The sequence below is a fragment of the Nitrosomonas sp. genome (assembly GCF_019752415.1).
In the GTDB taxonomy this organism is placed as follows: domain Bacteria; phylum Pseudomonadota; class Gammaproteobacteria; order Burkholderiales; family Nitrosomonadaceae; genus Nitrosomonas.
Genome location: NZ_JAIEME010000021.1, coordinates 1 through 19,683, shown reverse-complemented (window position 1 = coordinate 19,683; position 19,683 = coordinate 1). Strand labels below are relative to the sequence as shown.

The following is a 19,683-nucleotide window of genomic DNA, read 5'->3' as shown; positions in this document are numbered from 1 at the left end:
GCAGCGACGATGATTTGACGCAGGAACCGGAAATGATCAAGGCGTTTCGTGATACCTGGGAGCTGGGCATTCACTCGTATCTGAACTATCTGCGCGACCGGTTATTGCTGGCGAAGGAACTACTGCACGAATCGGGCAGCGTGTTTGTGCAGATTTCGGATGAGAATTTGCACCATGTGCGGGAGATTTGCGACGAGATTTTAGGGGTTGAAAATTTTGTTTCACAAATTTCTTTTTCAAAAGCCGCAGGCGGTTTGCAGGCTGCTAACCGTATAGGAGCAGTGCTTGATTATATTGTGTGGTATGCGAAAGACGCGACCAAATCCAAGTTTCGCAGGCTGTACTTCAAGAAGGGCGAACCAGTCGATGAGGGATATACCACAGTTGCATTACCCGGAGGCTATTTTCAGACAATGAAGGAAATGGGGCTTGCCGATAAAGGCAATATTCCACCGCAAGCCACTCTCGCTATGTCTGTTCTAATGACTAAACCAGGACCAGGAGCGAAATTCCAGGTTGAGTATTGTGGGAAAATCTTTGACTCAGGAAATCGATGGTGGGGCACAACACCAGAGGGTCTGGAACGTGTTAAGAAATCACTTCGAGCAATACCTACACCTTCATCAATTAGATTAGCGGTCAGATTCGACGATTTTCCCTACGGAGGATACCAAAATTTATGGTCGGGGTTTGGTGGGGCAGCTAACCCGGTCTACGTTGTTCAAACCAATGCCGATGTTCTTCAGCGTTGTCTTCTCATGACTACTGATCCAGGAGATTTGGTACTCGATCCAACCTGCGGTTCCGGCACCACCGCTTTCGTTGCCGAGAAATGGGGTCGCCGCTGGATTACAGCCGACACGTCACGCGTGGCCGTGACGCTCGCGAAGCAACGGCTGATGACCGCAAGCTATGATTATTTTGAACTCAAATATCCGCACGAAGGCTTGAGGAGTGGTTTCATTTATAAAACTGTGCCGCATGTGACGCTCAAGTTCATTGCCAACAATCCGGAGATCGACGAGATTTATGCACGGATGCATCCGGCGGTTGAGACTGCATTGGCGGCATTGAATGCCATTCTTCCGGATTCGGCGTCATTCCCGCGCAGGCGGGAATCCAAGGTTTTTGTTGCATCACTGGATTCCCGCCTGCGCGGGAATGACGATTCAGCAGGTCAAAGCGGGAATGATGATGGCTTGAAAGAATGGCAAGTGCCCTTCGATTTCCCGGTTGATTGGCCAGAAGCCGCAAAAAAACCATTCGACGCCTTCCATGCCGCGCGTCAGACGATGCAGAAGCAAATGGACGCATCGATTGCAGCGCATGCGGGGCAGGAAATTTTGTATGACCAGCCAGCGGTGTCCAAAAGCAAATTGCGCATCACCGGCCCGTTTACCGTCGAAGCGGTGCCGTTTGCCACAGTGCTGGGGCTGGATGAAGCCGAGCAACCCAAGGAAGCGGATATTGCCGTGGCGCGATCGGGTGCGACCTGGCGGCAAAGCCAATGGCGCGACGAATTGCTGAAAGCGGGCATACGCGGCAAAGGCGGGCAGAAAATCCAATTGCTGGATCTGGTGCCATTACCTGGCGCGAAATATATTCACGCCATCGGCACGGTGGCCGACACCGGCGACAAGGTGGCGGTGAGTTTCGGGCCGGAACATGCGGCTCTGGAGCAACGGCAGGTGGAGATCGCCATGCGCGAGGCGGGCGAATTGTTCCCGTTACCGAAGATGCTGGTGTTCTGTGCGTTTACTTTCGATCCGGAAGCCGCCAAGGATATCGATACGATCAAAGGGATTACCGCGCTGAGAGTGCAGATGAATACCGATTTGCTGACCGAAGACCTGAAGAAAGGGCGCGCCAGCAACGAATCGTTCTGGCTGATGGGGCAGCCGGATGTGGTCGTCAAGCAGATCAAAGCCGGGTGCTATCAGGTGGAAGTGCGCGGCTTTGATTATTTTGATACCAAAACCGGCGAACTCAAGTCCGGCGGCAAAAAAAATATCGCGATGTGGGCGCTGGATACCGATTACGACAACCGCTCGTTGTTTCCGCGCCAGGTATTTTTCCCGATGGCCGGAAGTGGCGATGGCTGGAACAAGCTGCGCAAGGATATTCGCGCCGAACTCAACGAAGAGTTGCTGGAACAATTCCACGGTACGGTGTCGTTGCCGTTTGAGGCTGGGGAGAACGAATGCATTGCGGTGAAAATCGTCGATGACCGCGGTATTGAGTCGCTCAAAGTGATTAACCTGGATCGGATATCCGTTTGATGCTTGATAAAACGCCATCCTCGCTGATTATCAATTCGCCGTACGAGAAACCTGCCCGTTATTGGGATCAGGACGAGAACGGCAAGTTATTAACGGTCACACAAGGCCGGCGGCCTGCCGCGTATGAGTTGTATGACACACGCACCAATACGCGGCGTGTCGAAAAGCTGGATCTGGTCAACGCCATTCGCGAACGCGTGGATGCATGGCGTGATGCGGGTTGGCCCGGCGTGACCAGTGTTACCCGGCAATTATTGGGACATTGGCGTGAGCGCGGAGAATGGGATGGCGAGGGAAAATGCTGGATTGGCGGGCCACGGCAATATCCTTTTTACTTTTGTCAGTTGGAGGCGATCGAATCGCTGATTTGGTGGCTGGAAGCGCCGCAAGATCATAAACAAGGCATTTTCTTACAGGGCGACGGCGGGCCGTGGGAACGCATTTGTAACAAAATGGCCACGGGGTCGGGCAAGACGCCGCTGATGGCGTTGATCATCACCTGGCAAACTTTGAATGCACTGCATTACCCCAAAGATACGCGTTTTTCCAGGGCGGTGTTCATCGTGGCGCCGGGACTGACGGTAAAAAGCCGCTTGCAGGTGTTGTACCCCGGTGATGAAAAGAATGTCTATGATGAGTTCCGCCTATGTCCGAACGAGGCGATGCGGCAAAAGCTCAATCAAGTCGAATTATTGATTGAGAACTGGCATACCTTGATGCCGTTGAAAGAGCAGGACCGATCCGTGGTCAAGAAAGGCAAGGAAAGCGATGAAGCTTTTGCCCGTCGTGTATTGGTTAAGCTGGCGGCGTGCAAGGATCTGGTGGTGATCAATGATGAAGCGCATCATGCCTACCGCCAGCGCGCGGAAATGAAAGTCAGCAAGAAAGAGGCGGAAGAACTGGGTATCGATCTGGATGAAGCGACGCGTTGGATTGAGGGATTGGATCGCATTCATAAAACCCGGCGCATCCGCCGCTGTTTTGATTTATCGGCGACGCCATTTGCGCCGACGGGTAAGACGAATACCGAAGCGGGTTTGTTTGCATGGGTGATTTCCGATTTTGGCTTGAATGATGCGATTGAAGCAGGGTTGGTCAAAACGCCGCGCATAGTCGTGCGTGATGACGCGATGTCCAACGCGAAAAGTTATCGCAGCAAGCTCTATCATTTATACCGCGAAGAAGAAGTCAGAGAGGATTTAAACCGTAAAGCGAATGCCACCGACCCGTTGCCGGATTTGGTGCAAAAGGCCTATGCCATCCTGGCGTATGATTGGCAACTGACGGCGCAGGAATGGAGCAAGAGCGGGCACGAAATTCCGCCGGTTTTATTAACGGTCTGCAACCGGACTGAGACGGCAGCGCGTATTGAGAAATTTTTTAACAGCGGCGATTGCCAGATTAAAGGCACTCAGGTACCGGATCAAACGTTGCGGGTGGATTCCAAGGTGCTGGAGAAAGCGGAACGCGGGGAGTCTGTCACTAAAGACAAAGACTACGATCAGCGCTTGACGGAGATTATCGAAGCAGCCGGTTTGCCCTCGGATAAAACGGAAAATTTGCTGGCACTGAAGCAACAGGAACAGCTACGCGCTTTGGTGGACACGGTCGGCAAGCGCGGCCAACCCGGTCAGAAACTGCACAATGTGATTTCGGTCGCCATGCTGTCAGAGGGATGGGATGCCGCGAATGTAACGCATATTATGGGGCTGCGTGCATTCACCAGTCAGTTGCTGTGTGAGCAGGTGATCGGGCGGGGTTTGCGGCGTGTGGCACATGATATGGATGAGCAGGGCTTGTTTTTGCCGGAATACGTCAATATTTTTGGCGTGCCGCTGTCGATCTTTCAGGATGTGGGGGAAGAAGGAGAAGCACCGCCGCCACCTAAACCGAGTGTGCGCATACAGGTCGAGCCAAGCCGTAATCACCTTGAGATTCGATGGCCTAATATTCAGCGCGTTGATACCGTGCTGAAGCAGGAATTGGTTATGGATTGGGAGAATGTGCTGCCATTGACACTCGATCCAATGAATACGCCACTCAATGCGGAAGTGGCGCCATCGCTCACCGGGTTTGCGAATCTATCGATGGCATCAGAAATTGATCTGGAAAAAGCCGTGGATGATTTTAGGCTGCAAAATCTTATTTTCCGTGCTGCCAGGAAGCTGTATTTACAAAGTGCGGATAGCTTCGGTGGCGATAAGCAATTCCTCGCGGTGCAATTGATTCGTATCGTCGAAGCGTTTCTCGACAGTGACAAACTGGATATTCCCAGCCTTTGGCATCGAGATCCGATACGCAAGCAGATGTTGTTTGCGCTGAATATGGATACGGTGGTCGCGCATGTGAGCCGGTTTGTCAGCGCGCAAAATACCGAGAAACTTGAGGCGATATTTGATGAATTGAATCCCATCGGCTCCACAGCGCGGATGCGTTCCTGGTTGACCACACGGCCTTGTCTCGCCACTGAGAAGTCACAGATTAGCCATGTGGTTTATGACAGCGCATGGGAGAAAGCCGTGGCGGATCTTTGTGAGAAAGTACCGCAGGTGGTTGCATGGGTGAAGAATGATCACCTGGATTTCATAGTGCGCTATCTGTGGCGTGGCTCTTCGCGTAATTTTGTGCCGGATTATTTAATTCGCCTGAATAACGGTAAAACGCTGGTTCTTGAAGTGAAAGGTGTCGATAGCGAACAAAACCGGGCGAAACGCGCTGCGATGGAAACTTGGATTAAAGCCGTCAATGAACAAGGCGGTTTTGGGCATTGGTGCTTTGATGTGGTGTTTGAACCTGCAAGAACCCGGGATGTATTGGTGAGGCATGCGGGGATCGAATCAGCTATTTAAAGCGGTTTGATACATACTAGTCAATTTATCATTTTAGATTATCTAATCAACCTACTAGGTTCATCTTTAACTGGAAAATTGTGATGGACATACTGCTATTATAAATAAATACTTGAACTTTCTCAGGAAACGTGTATCTTACCTATGTCTTTTGGATTCAAGTTATTAAATTGTGATGCTTTTGGTTGACCATTTTTCCTTGATATTCGATGGCTACTATGGATTACCATAGACGTAAATTTTTAATTATTAAGGAAATAACATGGCAACAGGTATTGTAAAATGGTTTAATGACGCTAAAGGTTTTGGTTTTATTACTCCGGACAACGGTGGGGAAGATTTATTTGCACACTTCTCTGCAATCAATAGCAATGGTTTCAAATCATTGCGTGAAGCTCAACGCGTTACCTTTGATGTAACAACAGGACCGAAAGGTAAACAAGCTTCAAATATTGTGCCTGAATAAATTAGAGTATCAATTACAAAAAACCCCGGTTATCCGGGGTTTTTTGTTGGTGAATCAGATAGTCGCGCGTTTTTTATATTTCTTAAGCTTTTATACTTTCTCTTGCATCCTCGATTAGTACTGAATTCACTAAAAAGATCTACACCAGGGTAACCCAATCAGTGCGAATCTTGGACAGAACATCTTCAATACAAATCTCTTGAACTCACCATCCGCATTTTCACGCTTCTCTAATGGAATGAGCTTTTCGAGCAGTAGTTGATACAAAGCATCATGAACCAGCGAGCCTCGCATGATATTTTTTGTATCAAAAGGAGGCCCACTGGTGCCATCCCAAGCGTAATTTCTGGGAAATCCTGCTTGAGATACGGTAGCATAGCGTCATTTTCAAAATGATCTGATTATCTACTATGCCAGTTAATATTTCCCTTTTACTTCCCGAAAATTTATTGCCCGTTGCGGGCGTAGCCCTTGGTATTGCTGAAGCCGGTGTCAAAAAGGCAAACCGCAAGGATTTGCTGGTGATGGTGCTGGATGAAGGCGCCAAAGTGGCCGGGGTGTTTACGCAGAATCGCTTTTGTGCTGCGCCGGTGATGGTGGCGAAGCAGCATTTGGCGCAATCAGTCATTCGTGCTTTGGTGGTGAATACTGGGAACGCCAATGCCGGCACTGGCGAAGCGGGGATTCAACATGCTCTGGCAACTTGTTCTGAATTAGCGAGATTAGTGGATTGCACGACTCAGCAGGTATTGCCATTCTCGACGGGCGTGATTATGGAACCGTTGCCGGTAGATAGAATTATCAAAGGTTTACCTGCAGCCGTGGCCAATTGCAAGACGGGTAACTGGTTTTCCGCGGCACAGGCGATCATGACGACGGATATCGTGCCGAAGGCGGCATCAAAGCAGATACAAATTGACGGAAAAACGGTAACGGTGACCGGCATCGCTAAGGGTTCCGGCATGATCCGTCCGAATATGGCGACGATGCTGGGGTATGTGGCGACCGATGCGGCCATCAGTCAGGCGTTACTACAAGAATTGGTCAGGTACGCGGCGGATCATTCGTTTAATCGCATTACAGTGGACGGCGATACGTCGACTAACGATGCGTTCATTGTCGTGGCAACCGGAAAAGCCGGGAATGTGGAGATTACCCAGCAAGACAGCAGCGAATTCGCTCAATTGCAGCAAGCCGTGACCGCGATTGCCGCCGACCTGGCGAAAATGATCGTGCGTGACGGCGAAGGCGCGACCAAGTTTATTACCGTACAAATCGAAGCGGGCAAGGATGCGGAGGAATGCGCCAAAGTGGCGTATGCGATTGCGCACTCGCCGCTGGTCAAAACCGCGTTTTTCGCTTCCGATCCTAACCTGGGCAGGATTCTCGCGGCAATCGGCTATGCCGGTGTCAGCGATTTGAATGTCGACACCATTCAGCTTTATCTCGATGATGTGTTGGTGGCGGAGAAAGGCGGGCGGGCAGCCCATTATCAAGAAGCGGATGGACAACGCGTGATGAATCAATCTGAAATCACCATCCGTGTCGTGCTCAATCGTGGTACCGCATCGACTACGGTGTGGACCTGCGATTTTTCCTATGACTACGTTAAGATTAATGCGAGTTATCGCAGCTAAGCCAATATCCCATGAATGATTTAGACAAGCTCTGTGAGCGGGCGGACAGGCTGCTCGATCACTTGGAAAAGTTTTTGCCGATTAAGCAGCCTGAGCCTGACTGGCAAACTGCGATTGCTTTTCGTTGGCGCAGGCAAGGGAATGCGGGGTATATCCAGTCGATTACGCATCCGCACCGGATTGCGCTCGATGCATTGTGCGGCATTGACGATCAGAAGCAGCGGATTGACCAGAATACGCAGCAGTTTGTGCAGGGATTTTCTGCTAATAATGTGCTGTTGACCGGTGCGCGCGGCACGGGAAAGTCATCGCTGATCAAAGCGCTGTTGAATAAATATGCAGGCGATGGATTGCGCCTGATCGAGGTGGAAAAGCATCACCTCGTCGATTTGCATGACATTGTGGAAAGGATTTATCAGCGTCCAGAGCGGTTTATTTTGTTTTGTGACGATTTGTCATTTGAGACCGATGAGCCGGGGTATAAGGCGCTTAAGGTTGTGCTGGATGGGTCGATCGCCACGGTTTCCGATAATGTTGTGATCTATGCCACATCGAACCGGCGTCATATGGTGCCGGAGTTCATGCGCGATAATCTTGATACGCGGCACATCGGCGAGGAAGTGCATCCCAGCGAGGCGATTGAGGAAAAAATCTCCTTATCGGAACGTTTTGGTTTGTGGGTGTCGTTTTATCCTTTCAATCAGGATCAGTACCTGGAGATCGTGCGCTATTGGCTGGCTTATTTCGGTATCCAGGAAATGACCGTGCTGGCACGCACCGAAGCCTTGCAATGGGCAATCGAACGCGGCTCGCGTAGCGGACGGATAGCGTGGCAATTCGCACGCGATCTGGCTGGTAGGCAACAATCGGCTGGCGATCATTCCTAGTCAATGAATCACTCAGCCACTCCAATTGCCGAATCATCGCCTATCGTTGAAGTCGTCGCAGCGGTGATTCTGCAGCCAGATGGCCAGTTCCTGCTGACGCGCAGACCCGGTGGCAAGGTGTATTCCGGTTATTGGGAATTTCCCGGCGGCAAGGTCGAACCGAACGAATCGCTATTGCATGCGCTCGAGCGGGAGTTATGGGAAGAGCTGGGCATTCACGTTCGTATAGCCCATCCTTGGTTAACAAGAATTTTTACTTATTCGCATGCTACGGTGCGCTTGCATTTTTTTCGTGTGGTGGAATGGGAAGGCAAGCCTTCGCCCAGGGAAAAGCAAGGATTATCCTGGCAACAGCCACATCAAGTTGAAGTGTCTCCCATCCTGCCCGCCAATGGCCCCATTTTGCAAGCGCTTTTGTTGCCGCCGGTTTATGCTATTACCCAAGCTACTGAGATCGGAATCGAACCAGCATTGAAGCAGATTGAGCAAGCATTGCAGAATGGCTTGCGCTTGCTGCAGATTCGTGAGAAACAAATGGCGAAAGATGTGCTGCGGGAATTTTCCTTGCAGGTACTCGCGCTTGCGCAGTCTTATCAAGCGAGAGTGTTGATAAACGGCGATGCAGAACTGGCGCGTGAGATGGGCGCCGATGGCGTGCATTTTACGTCATCGCAACTGATGGCATTGTCGTGCTGTCCTGATCCGGAATATGGATTATGTGGCGCATCTTGCCACAATGCCGAAGAACTTTTTGCAGCAGAGCAACTGGGGTTTGATTTTGTCGTTTTAGGGCCGGTGCAATCTACGCTCAGCCATCCGGAAATATCGCCACTGGGCTGGAAAAGATTTGCCACGCTGATTCGTGATTATTCGTTGCCGGTTTATGCATTGGGTGGACTACATCCGGAAGATTTGCCGATAGCGCAGGAAATGGGTGCGCAGGGTATAGCCATGATGCGTGGTATCGTATAATTGAATGAAATGATGCAGTGGAAAACTGACTAATGGATTATTCCGTCATTTCATAAGTTGCCGGATTGGTGTAAACCGCTACCTGATTCCTGCCGCCATTTTTGGCGGCGTATAACGCTTTGTCTGCTCTGTCTAGCAGGGTTGTGCCGATAAATTCGGCATCGGGTGGTTGGGCGGTTAATAAGCTTCTCAAACTGGCCATGCCGATTGAAACCGACACATTGAATTGTTTGTCATGAAAATTCAGGGTTGTGGAATAAATTGCCTGGCGTAGACGTTCCGCGATTTCATGAGCAGCTTGTAGCGTTGTCGTCGGCAGTGCGACAACAAATTCTTCTCCACCGTAACGCGCCACGATATCACAGGATCTGACTTGTTCTTTGATTAAACTGACCATGTGCCGTAACACCAAGTCCCCTGTTTGATGCCCATACGTGTCATTTACATTTTTGAAATGATCAACGTCAAGAAACATGCAAATCAGATCGTCATCCCAGCGGATACATCTGGCGATCTCATCTTTGAAACGCAAATCGAAATAGCGGCGATTATAAGCTTGTGTCAGAACATCCTGATAACTGACTTCCTTGATTCTTTGCTGGTTGAGGCAATTTTCTACTGCAACGGCAGTCATGGCTGACAGTTTCTGCAGAAAAAGTGTTCCAACACCTTGTTGGTAGCGGTTAATATCGTGGCTTAACATCAATAATGCGCCGATGATTCGATCGCTACGTAGCAGTGGCAAGAATGCAGCACTTCGAATTTGAGCTTTATTTTTTAAATTGACTGTCATCCAAGGGTATTTTTTTAATACTTCAGTCCCCAACATCGGATGACTGACCAATGATTGGATGATTTCCGCATCTTTTAAGGTATCAAGAATCAGTAATTTATTCTCAAAGTTCAAACGAGCTTCTTCATCGTGATCAAAAAACAAGCGTTCGGTATCTCGATGATGATCGACGAGACATAACACAACATCCAGGAGTTGAAAGCGTGTTATAGATTGAGATAACAGTAAATCGCGCAATTGTTTTGGCGTGCTGGCCCCGATGATTTCGAAACCAAAAGTTTCATATAATTCCTGCTTTTTTTCATTGGCTCTGGCTTGTTTAATTAGATGATCCAGCTTGCGCTGTAATTGGCGATTCTTCTCATAAATCGATTCATCCATTAGTGGACTCATTGGTTTGATTATCTTCCAGATTTTGCTCTGGCTCAGGAATTCGGTAAGATTCTTGAGCCCACTTTGACAAATCATTTGTTTTGCACCGCTCGGAACAAAATGGACGAAAGCGGCTAGCCGCTTCCCAGATTACACGCTTACCACATTGAGGGCAATTGACTGTGCGTTGTTGCATAAAAGTGGGTCTTTGTTGGGTTGTTAAACAATAAGTACTTATGTTCCAGGAAAACATAAGTAGAATAGCTGAAAAATCATTGTGCATAGGCATTGATATTGGATAATCTAATATGAATTGCCACTCGGAGTCAGTCTGTTTTAAGCAATCTTAGCGTTTTAGGAAGGGTGAGTGCAGATTTGCTCAATCTTTAGGCGCATAGCAAGACTATGCCACAAAATATGTACCACTATCCCATTGGCGCTGTAGATTAACCTTAAATCCGGCAGACTCCTAAATTAAATCTATCCACTATTCTTGCAGAAATTTAATATTGTTTCAGCTGACATTGTGATATTTTTCTGTTTTTTTTAAAACATTGCACCAGTTAGCTTTAATTTTTCAAATTGCGTTTAATTATTATTTAAAGGTTGGCAATTCTGGCTACTCGACAAGAACTTTCAGATTTTCTGGCTGAAACCGAGAGGCGCGCATATAAACAAGCATTGTTTGCGGTTCGGGATGAACATGTGGCATTGGATATTGTGCAAGATTCCATGATGAAGCTCGCGCTAAAATATGCTTCGAAGCCGATCGAAGAGTTACCGCTTTTATTTCAGCGTATCCTGCAGAATACGATTCGCGATTATTATCGACGACAGAAGATCCGCTCATTATGGACTACACTGTTTTCAGCGTTCACACCCAATGATCAGAATAAGAACCAGGAAGACTTCGATATTCTCGAAACTTTGCAGATCAAACCGGAATCCAATTTTGCTAAGGAGCCCGACGCACAGCTTGAAAGACTGCAGTTGATTGGTTTAATAGAGAAAGCAATGGAAATTCTTCCGGCACGTCAACGAGAAGCCTTCATACTGCGTTATTGGGAAGAAATGAGTTTAGCGGAAACAGCTATAATTATGAAATGCTCGGAAGGGAGTGTAAAAACCCATTGCTCACGGGCAGTTCATGCATTAGCAACAATTCTCAAGGAGAAAGGAGTGGAATTATGAACGAGCAAGAGCTGGGAAAAGAAATTGCCAGATTTTTAGATTCCGGTGCTGATGAGACTATTAAACAGAGTACTTTGTACCGGTTGCAATCTGCCCGGAGAACGGCTTTGGAAAATTGTCAGCCCACATTGAGGATTATTAATTCAGGTGATGGCACTTCCGTTTATGGCGGACATGATGAACATTTTAATACTGGAAAGCTATTATTGCTCCTGGTAGCGTTATGTGCTTTTGCCGCGGTGTCCGCAACGTACTGGCAATTTCTGGAAAAAGGTAAATCATCTTTAGATAACACGGTGCTGGTTGATGACTTGTCGACAGATGCTCATATGGAAAATGAGCCAGAGCTGGGTGATGGCATATCGATAGATGCTTATATTGACAATGTGCTTAAACTGGTTGATGACTTATCGGTAGACGCACATAGTGATAATAATGAACCCGAACTGATTGATGAGGTGCCGACAGATACGCGTATTGAGGATGAGCCTGAATTGACTGACGAATTACCGGCAGATACTCACGTTGATAATAATGAGCTTGATGAATGGTTAGATTCCAATAAATAGTTGTTATTGGACTGCTTGTCATTTTCATCTGGTGTCTTTTATAGAATTCGGCAAATTTTTCTGGAAAGAATTAAAACTGCAGTAGCAGCATGATGTAATCACAATACAGGGCCTGGTATCAATACGAGTAGTTCCGGGAAGATCCAAAAATAGGTTTTATAGACCTAAGCAAACGGTTATCGGCTAGTAAAAATACGCGCTTGTTTGATTGTGCCTTGCCACTTAATTTTCTAGAGAAATTCATATCTTGTTTTTTCTTGCAGCTTAGCGAATGCAGCAAATCCAGAGTTTATCACTGAATAATCTCCCATCAATCTGGGTCGAAGCATTTTCTTCACAATTAATCGCTGAAGAAAATGTACTTGCTTGGCTTGAAATTGATCTCGATACACAACTCCATTTCGCCGCCGGCCTTGTAGTGGTGACCAATAAGCGCTTACTGACCAAAATGGCAAGCGATGAAATTTGGCAAGAATGGTGTTATCAGAAAGACTTATTGCTGGCGCAACGAGATTACGCCGGTGTCGGTTGCCTTGAATTATTTGATGCGCATGCACGGATTGCTTATTGGCGTTACCGTTTAGGTAACGATATAGCAGTGAGTCGACTCATCGAATGCTTTACGCAACAACTCGACTATTATCTTACCGGTAAACTGCCGGTAGTAGCGGAGCATACACAGGTTCAATGCCCGAACTGTGCTGCATTTCTATCCTCTGAACAGGAAGAATGCCCAGTATGCGACAAACAGAGTCATGCACCACCTTCTACCTGGACATTATTGCGTTTGTGGCGCTTCGCAAAGCCCTACAAAGGCCGCTTGCTTATTGGATTTTTGTTGACCTTATGTAGTACCGCCGCAACGTTGGTGCCGCCCTATTTAACCATGCCGCTTATGGATAATGTGTTGATACCGTATCAGAATGGTCAACCGATCAATACGGATTTGGTAACGCTGTATCTTTCTGGTTTGCTGGTTGCAGCGGTACTTGCTTGGATGTTGGGTTGGGCACGAACGTATATGCTGGCACTGGTTTCAGAGCGCATCGGTGCTGACCTGCGTACCGCAACTTACGAGCATCTTCTCAGTCTTTCCCAGGAATATTTCGGCGGCAAACGGACCGGTGATTTAATGGCACGCATCGGTGCTGAAACTGATCGTATTAATCTTTTTATTTCATTGCATTTGCTGGATTTTGCCACCGATGTCATCATGATCGTTATGACAGCCGTGATTCTAATTTCAATCAATCCGTGGCTGGCACTTGTGACGCTTGTGCCTTTGCCGATCATTGCATGGTTGATTCATCTGGTTCGAGACCGATTGCGAATTGGTTTTGAGAAGGTTGATCGTATCTGGGCCGAAGTGAATAATGTGCTTGCGGATACTATCCCGGGCATCAGGGTGGTGAAGGCATTCGCACAGGAAAAGAGAGAAGCGGCGCGTTTCCACGCCGCAAATCAGAGGAATTTGCAGATTAACGATCGTGTGAACAGAATCTGGTCGTTATTTACACCGACCGTTACGTTACTGACAGAAGTCGGGTTGCTGGTCGTGTGGGTATTTGGTATTTGGCAGATATCGAAGGATGAAATTACAGTCGGGGTGCTTACCGCCTTTCTTGCTTATATTGGTCGTTTTTATATTCGACTCGATACGATGAGCCGTATTGTTTCCGTCACGCAAAAGGCTGCCGCGGGTACCAAGCGGATTTTTGACATTCTGGACCATGTTTCCAGCGTTCCGGAATCATCTAATCCTGTGCACTTGTCGGCAATCCAGGGGCAGATTGAAATGCGCAATGTCGGCTTCCGATATGGAACGCGCAGCATCACGCGTGACATCAATCTGATTATCAAGCCTGGAGAAATGATTGGATTAGTTGGGCACAGCGGTTCTGGGAAAAGTACCTTAGTCAATTTGATCTGCCGTTTCTACGATGTTACCGAAGGAATGATTTTGATCGATGGGCATGATATACGCTCGTTACCGATTGCTGAGTATCGCAAAAATATCGGGCTGGTCCTTCAGGAGCCTTTTCTGTTTTATGGCACCATTGCTGAAAATATTGCCTATGGTAAACCGGATGCAATGCGCTCGGAAATTGTTTCAGCCGCTCGCGCGGCGCATGCCCATGAATTTATTCTGCGCCTGCCCCATGGTTACGATTCGCTGGTGGGGGAGCGTGGTCAAGCGCTTTCCGGTGGTGAACGTCAACGCATCTCGATTGCTCGCGCACTATTGATTGATCCGCGCATTCTGATTCTGGATGAAGCGACTTCTTCGGTCGATACAACAACTGAAAAAGACATTCAGAAGGCATTGGACAATTTGGTGCGTGGCCGCACAACGATTGCCATCGCGCATCGTTTATCGACTTTGCGCGAGGCCAATCGGTTGATTGTTCTTGACCGGGGTAGAATCGTAGAAATTGGAAATCATACTGAATTGATGGCGCGTGAAGGCTATTACTATCGTTTGTATCTGGCCCAGGCGCGTAATGTCGATACTGAGGATCGGGCCATTGTTTCAGTTGCGGAGCATAGTGCTGCGGGGGAACATAAATGAATGGTGCAGATAAGTATCAATTAAACCGGAATTCATATGGGCGATTGGTTTTTACCGACCGGATCGGCTTGATGCAAGAGGGTGTAGTGCCGGTACGATCATTTCCGATTACTGATCCAGATCAAGGGATTGCTTTGATTGATTCGCACGGCCATGAGTTATTGTGGATAGAGCGGTTGGCTGATTTGCCGGAAGATTATCGTGTGCTCATTGAATCGGAGCTTGCGAGTCGTGAATTTGTGCCCGAGATAAAGCGTGTTCTTAAGGTCTCAAGTTTTATTACACCGAATACCTGGGAAGTTGAAACGGATCGTGGCGAGTCTACTTTTCTACTCAAAGGTGAAGAAGATATCCGCCGTTTAACAGCATCATCGTTAATGATTACAGATAGCTTTGGCATTCATTTTCTGATTCGTGATCGCTTAACGCTTGATCGCCATAGCCGTAAATTGCTGGATCATTTTCTTTAATACCAGTTCTCTCGGTTTATAGCAAAAAAAAAGATGCCGATGCAGAAGCTAGTAAATCTTCTGAAAGTGCCTTCATTACTTGCTCTTAATCTCTGATATTATGGTTATGGGAACAAAAATGGGAACATTTTTTAAATTTACTATTTCAAATTCTTTATAACGAATCTATTGCCGCAATGTATTATTTTCTTACTTAGAATGTACGGAGGCTTTATGAGACAACCCATGCGAGAGAATTCTGGAGTCACCAGCAATATTGGTATTATTAGTGTCAAGTGTGAATCAGTCATTGGTAGTGACCTTGGAGACGCTCCCTGCACTTGGCTGTCCCACGTTAGGCGCGTCGACTACGGTATCCAAGACAATACAGGTGGTTGATGGCGAAATTGGCCAATGCGATCTTCAATTGTTTGAGCAAAAACGCCGATTGAAAGCCAATCTGATTTTGAGTAAGCTGTTATATCTCTTTGTGTCTAACTAATAAAATAGTTAAGTAATCATACCTGCAAAATTTGTGCTGCTATGCCAATAAAAATAAACGTATATCAGTAGATTTCTTTCGAATACATTGTCTGTGAGGTGGATATGGCAACATACCTCCCCAAACACTTGGAAGTGTGAGTATTCAGGTTAAGTCGCCAAAAATTTTCTCGTTAATGCTTATCAACATTGCAATCTGTTTCAACAGATATACCTAAATAGTTCATTGTTTCGATTGTACATAAATGCATAGGATCGTTGTTAGAGCTATCCGCCAACCAGCTTCGTAACTCTGGTTTATTAAGAAATTGTTCAAGCAGGCTATTTAATTCTTCATCACTTAACTGCTTCAAAAATTCCTCCAACTCTTGTGGCTGCAATTTTTCCAATCTTTCTACTCTAGCCTTAAATTTTGCCATTATTTAGCCTTTCTAATACCTCAATACGTTTTTCGATATCTGAAGATTCAATCATTCTTCCAATTTGACCTAGCATATAAATAAGTCGGGTACCGTCTGAAATATTCATGTGCCCGGCTCGTGCATCACGATATACCCGCGCCATCTCCCTTCTGCAATCTACAAGCGTAACTAGCTTGGTTCTTTGAGGGGTAGGGTCATTAGAAAATACTTCTCCTTCAACAACTTTCATTTCTTTCGTTTCCTTCTTCTGGGGCATTTATTAAACTCTCCATATGAGTGTTTTAAAAAGTATATTAATAAGTACACACGAGTGATTTAGGGTTAGCACTAATAAATTTCACTTCATAGCATGCGCATATCGATTCCTTCTTTTTCATTGAATCCCGCTTTTCTGGATTATCTCCAACACTGTGAACGGGTCATACTTGGATTTCGGTATCAGCAATTCACAGGTTCCAGCGTTGCGTATTCCTAACGCCAAAATGACGTTGTGCCTGTCGCTCTCAGTATCAGTCAAGAATGCCCGCTGAATCTTGGGTCTTTCTTTCAGCATCTTCAAAACCTTCTCTCGTCGCAATTCGCGTCTTAACTCTTCACTGTTGTTTACCGGTGGTTCCGGTATTGGATTATTAGCTGGTGTGTTCCTTCCTCGGATCAGGTCAGCGATGCTGCTCATACCGCTATCTCTTTTTTTCGTTCATAGAGTTTGCTAATGCTAATCTTGTAAATTTTGCTAATCTTCATATTCAGGCCTCGCCATCGTTAGCAGGATTAGCAGCTTTAGCGTTAGCAAATCCAGATTTTGAAAAATTCAATAATGCCGGATTGATTGCCAGAAATAACTGCTTGCCATTCTTCCGTACTTGTAGCCGGTCAAGTTCGGCCAATTCTCTAATTGCAGCATCAAGGCTGTCTTTCTTACGAAGAGGCCCGTATTGCAGAGCGATGCTTTTCCTTACCGTATATGTCCTCTCACGCTTGCAATACTCGATTAACCAGCTATCCAACCGCGCGGCGTTTGCCAGTTCCGCCGGTAGTGCAAGCTCACCAAAGAAGCGCCGTGATTCGGACAGGTGCCATGCAACCACCCGGCTTGCACTCTCAAAAGCGGCAAGGCCGATTTCTTGACTGCCCGGCTTATCGAACCACTGGAACAGTGCCGCCAGCCGTACGGCATTGTCGGCTGATTTGCTCGCTACGTCCCGCACGCTTTGAAGCTCGCCGCCGACACGTAGATTTTTCTCAATCGTATCGTGATATTCCACCCATGCCGCCTTGGCATCTTGTGCCAGCTCCAGCATGAAAGGCGTTAATGCGCCATTTTCATCAATAGGGACAGGTTCGTTAAGGATTGCAGAAATTTGCTGATGAAATGCGGCTAGGTGCGGCCAGTTCTCGGGTGCTTCGGTGAAGGGCCTACTGCCTTGGGTAGATTCCGGCCAAGACACAAGAAAGCGGGCAAGAAAACCGATTCCTCGCGCCAGTTCCCCAGATTTATCAAAGAAGGCGCGTAGTGTTGCTTCCTGAATCTGTAACCCGATTGTTAACCGTGCCCCTAGTACCGTGAAGGATTCCGAAGTGCGCCGGTCAATATTCAAACTGCTTCCGTCCCAAAGCTGGTTCAATATGCTCAAATTCTTCATGATTGAATCCTTGCTCATGCCATGAGAACCGAAAACCATACCCGCTTCACTCGACATTATGCCAGCTGAAGGCCACAGCTTCGCCAGCCCGTAGGTCAGCGCCTCTGGGGTTACATCGGAATACAGCATGCGGGGGACTCTCGGCGGCTCCGGCTTTTCCTGTTGCAGTTGCGTTAACTCAATCTTTAAATCGTTAGTTGGTTTGCCTTTTTTCCCGGTTTCCTTTATTGCTGATAGCAATCCTTCCCGTTCTGCTTCCCATGCCGCAATTCCAGCCTGATATTCCTTAATAGCCGGTGTCATCGCTTCGGCTTGGTCTTTTTGGTACTTGTGAATAACAGAAGCAAAAAAACCGTCGCATGTAGATTTACGCTCACCTGAATCGGCAATAGTCAGTAAGAATAACCCGGATGGTCCGTGAAGCCGTTCAGCTCGCTTTGCGTCAATATGCGCCTGACCGGCCAGCGATATAGTCCCCAGCGCCGAAGATGCTACCATTGGCAGAGGTGCTTTAACGAATCCCGCTACTTCTTCCACCGCTGCCCGTATGCTGCCCGGTAAGGCGTCAATCGGGTAAGATTCCGCTTCAATCTTAACGGTCATTGGCTGAGGTTCCGGCCAGCCGTTGGAGTCGCCATCATGCGTTTCATTAATGCTGGGAAGCCTGCTTGGCGGATCGATTGCATATGTTATTGCACTCGCCACGGCTTCCAACCCCAATGTCCCGGCCATGTCGTTAAAATCTGTGGCTTCTGGATTACGATCTGTTCCAAAGTCTGGAACTGCCAGCCTACCGTCGACTGATTGCGCCGTCTCGAGAGCGTGGGGATCGGGCTCGCCTGTTGACTTCACTAGGTCGGCCAGAATCACCAGCGCCGCTGCAGGGTAGCGTTCGCGCATGATCTTTGCCACTGTTTGCAGATTGCTTGATGATAGCGCAGCAATTCCAAGATACCCGGTTGCTTCTCTGGCACTCAAAACAGTGACCACGCCTTCACCAATCAACAGGGTTAGATTTTTGCCGTCGCTATATGGTAAGCGTTCATTTGCCCAATATCCGCCAGTCTTGCTGCCACGCCCAGCTAATGCTGCTTTGCGCCCGCTTTCATCAATCAATTCCAGCGTTGAAAGCTTGTAATTTTGCTTCACTGGAACCGCCAGCAGGCGCCCGGTCAGCGGTTCGCCACTCGATTTTGGCGCATAACCGAGAATCGCCGCCGCCTTGCCAGCATCAATCTCGCGCAGAGTTGCTACGGGGGAAACCTGCTTGCGGAAAAGGTAAGGGTGATCGACTTTCGCTTCTGTCGCTACGTCCCAGATTGCCTTGGCCTTAGCCGCCGTATTAGCGCGTTCACGAATTATTTCCGCGTCCTCTTTCTCTACCTGTTCCGTCGCTATACGCTTCCTCTCTGCAAGCTCTTCCGGTGTCGGTTTCTGATAGTAGCCATCATCGCGCCAGCCGTTCGTCTTGGCTTCATGGAACAGCGTCCCTATTGTTATCCCGCCCTCGGTCTTGATGCTCTTCCATACGTCACGCGCATCATTGGCTTTATATGAATCGGCTTGCTGGCTCCATGTGTCCCATGCATCAAAGCCGGTATCACCCAGTTCGGATTTTATTGCCATGCCCATGCTTACCCACTGATTGCGGTCACTAGCGTTGACGAATTGCAGGGCTTCGCGAATGCGATCAAGATTATCAAACATTTTCCAGTCCTCCACGCTGAATCAGCCAGATTGCAAATCCCGCAGGAATTACGCCCCACACGGCCAAACGAACGATCACAGATTTGATTGCAATGCGAAGTGAAGTGGAATAACGAGCGGTAGAAGTCTTTGGGACCGTACCATTTTTACAGCGGTTGCGGCCCTTGTTATTTTTGATCATGATCCATTCCTTTCAAGCCTTACGGCTCTTCTCGATTTGGGCGGCAATCCATGCATTTATTTCGGCTTCGATCCAGCCGACAGCTTTAGCACCTACCGATACCGGCTTGGGGAAAGTAGTGAGGTGTGCTGTCAAAAATGGAGTCCATGTGTTTAAGCAGCGACTAGATTTGCATAGTATCGCTGCGTAAATTGTG

General features: G+C 47.8%; 19 protein-coding genes. 11 read left to right on the top strand and 8 right to left on the bottom strand.

The annotated features are described in order from the left end of the window. The first annotated feature begins 32 nt into the window (after positions 1 to 32). The 6 genes from K2P83_RS04480 (at position 33) to K2P83_RS04455 (ending at position 9,090) form a co-directional block, all read left to right on the top strand. Positions 33 to 2,279 (top strand): site-specific DNA-methyltransferase, encoded by a 2,247-nt coding sequence (locus K2P83_RS04480; RefSeq protein WP_292926713.1) that lies wholly within the window; start codon positions 33 to 35, stop codon positions 2,277 to 2,279. Continuing rightward, on the top strand, positions 2,279 to 5,128 hold the full coding sequence (locus K2P83_RS04475; RefSeq protein ID WP_292926709.1) for a BPTD_3080 family restriction endonuclease: 2,850 nt from the start codon (positions 2,279 to 2,281) through the stop codon (positions 5,126 to 5,128). Before K2P83_RS04480 ends, K2P83_RS04475 begins: the two co-directional genes overlap by 1 nt. Positions 5,129 to 5,390: 262 nt before the next feature. Beyond that, positions 5,391 to 5,594, top strand: a complete 204-nt coding sequence (locus tag K2P83_RS04470) for a cold-shock protein (RefSeq protein ID WP_013964589.1) — start codon at positions 5,391 to 5,393, stop codon at positions 5,592 to 5,594. A gap of 410 nt (positions 5,595 to 6,004) precedes the next feature. Further along, complete coding sequence (gene argJ / locus K2P83_RS04465) at positions 6,005 to 7,231, top strand: bifunctional glutamate N-acetyltransferase/amino-acid acetyltransferase ArgJ (RefSeq protein ID WP_292926705.1); 1,227 nt, start codon at positions 6,005 to 6,007, stop codon at positions 7,229 to 7,231. 11 nt (positions 7,232 to 7,242) lie between these two features. Further along, entirely contained in the window at positions 7,243 to 8,118 is an 876-nt protein-coding gene (locus K2P83_RS04460) for an ATP-binding protein (protein ID WP_292926703.1), read from the top strand. A gap of 3 nt (positions 8,119 to 8,121) precedes the next feature. Further along, a complete protein-coding gene (locus tag K2P83_RS04455; protein WP_292926701.1) occupies positions 8,122 to 9,090 on the top strand; it encodes a Nudix family hydrolase in 969 nt (322 codons plus the stop codon). Positions 9,091 to 9,127: 37 nt separating this feature from the next. Here the strand turns inward: K2P83_RS04455 and K2P83_RS04450 are convergent, their stop codons facing one another. Together K2P83_RS04450 and K2P83_RS04445 are read right to left on the bottom strand one after the other, a co-directional pair. Next, complete coding sequence (locus K2P83_RS04450; protein ID WP_292926699.1) at positions 9,128 to 10,276, bottom strand: sensor domain-containing diguanylate cyclase; 1,149 nt, start codon at positions 10,274 to 10,276, stop codon at positions 9,128 to 9,130. Continuing rightward, positions 10,257 to 10,451, bottom strand: coding sequence for a DNA gyrase inhibitor YacG (locus K2P83_RS04445; RefSeq protein ID WP_292926697.1), 195 nt, complete (start codon positions 10,449 to 10,451; stop codon positions 10,257 to 10,259). The genes K2P83_RS04450 and K2P83_RS04445 overlap by 20 nt, the downstream gene beginning before the upstream one ends. Positions 10,452 to 10,870: 419 nt before the next feature. On the opposite strand from K2P83_RS04445, the gene K2P83_RS04440 reads away from it, so the two are divergent. The 5 genes from K2P83_RS04440 to K2P83_RS04420 all read left to right on the top strand — a co-directional run bounded on the left by K2P83_RS04440 (position 10,871) and on the right by K2P83_RS04420 (position 15,432). Then, positions 10,871 to 11,446: an RNA polymerase sigma factor gene (locus K2P83_RS04440; RefSeq protein ID WP_292926711.1), complete on the top strand. Its 576-nt coding sequence runs from the start codon at positions 10,871 to 10,873 to the stop codon at positions 11,444 to 11,446. After that, a complete protein-coding gene (locus K2P83_RS04435) occupies positions 11,443 to 12,015 on the top strand; it encodes a DUF3619 family protein (protein ID WP_292926695.1) in 573 nt (190 codons plus the stop codon). The genes K2P83_RS04440 and K2P83_RS04435 overlap by 4 nt, the downstream gene beginning before the upstream one ends. A 271-nt stretch (positions 12,016 to 12,286) precedes the next feature. Beyond that, positions 12,287 to 14,584: an ABC transporter ATP-binding protein gene (locus K2P83_RS04430; protein WP_292926693.1), complete on the top strand. Its 2,298-nt coding sequence runs from the start codon at positions 12,287 to 12,289 to the stop codon at positions 14,582 to 14,584. Next, positions 14,581 to 15,054, top strand: coding sequence for a DUF1854 domain-containing protein (locus K2P83_RS04425; RefSeq protein ID WP_292926691.1), 474 nt, complete (start codon positions 14,581 to 14,583; stop codon positions 15,052 to 15,054). The genes K2P83_RS04430 and K2P83_RS04425 overlap by 4 nt, the downstream gene beginning before the upstream one ends. Before the next feature lie 213 nt (positions 15,055 to 15,267). Beyond that, positions 15,268 to 15,432: a hypothetical protein gene (locus K2P83_RS04420; protein ID WP_292926689.1), complete on the top strand. Its 165-nt coding sequence runs from the start codon at positions 15,268 to 15,270 to the stop codon at positions 15,430 to 15,432. A 275-nt stretch (positions 15,433 to 15,707) separates the two neighbouring features. Here K2P83_RS04420 and K2P83_RS04415 read toward each other — a convergent pair whose 3' ends face one another. From K2P83_RS04415 to K2P83_RS04390, 6 genes are all read right to left on the bottom strand, one after another. Continuing rightward, positions 15,708 to 15,953 carry a hypothetical protein gene (locus K2P83_RS04415; protein ID WP_292926687.1) on the bottom strand — a complete coding sequence of 82 codons (246 nt, stop codon included), beginning with the start codon at positions 15,951 to 15,953 and terminating at the stop codon, positions 15,708 to 15,710. Next, positions 15,940 to 16,212 (bottom strand): hypothetical protein, encoded by a 273-nt coding sequence (locus tag K2P83_RS04410; protein WP_292926685.1) that lies wholly within the window; start codon positions 16,210 to 16,212, stop codon positions 15,940 to 15,942. Before K2P83_RS04410 ends, K2P83_RS04415 begins: the two co-directional genes overlap by 14 nt. Before the next feature lie 117 nt (positions 16,213 to 16,329). Further along, entirely contained in the window at positions 16,330 to 16,632 is a 303-nt protein-coding gene (locus K2P83_RS04405) for a hypothetical protein (protein ID WP_292926683.1), read from the bottom strand. A gap of 70 nt (positions 16,633 to 16,702) precedes the next feature. After that, positions 16,703 to 19,306 (bottom strand): DUF3987 domain-containing protein, encoded by a 2,604-nt coding sequence (locus K2P83_RS04400; RefSeq protein WP_292926681.1) that lies wholly within the window; start codon positions 19,304 to 19,306, stop codon positions 16,703 to 16,705. Then, the gene (locus K2P83_RS04395; RefSeq protein WP_292926679.1) at positions 19,299 to 19,487 is read right to left on the bottom strand and encodes a hypothetical protein; all 189 of its coding nucleotides are present in this window, start codon (positions 19,485 to 19,487) and stop codon (positions 19,299 to 19,301) included. The genes K2P83_RS04400 and K2P83_RS04395 overlap by 8 nt, the downstream gene beginning before the upstream one ends. A 12-nt stretch (positions 19,488 to 19,499) precedes the next feature. Further along, positions 19,500 to 19,622, bottom strand: a complete 123-nt coding sequence (locus K2P83_RS04390) for an AlpA family phage regulatory protein (protein WP_292926677.1) — start codon at positions 19,620 to 19,622, stop codon at positions 19,500 to 19,502. Between the last annotated feature and the right edge of the window lie 61 nt (positions 19,623 to 19,683).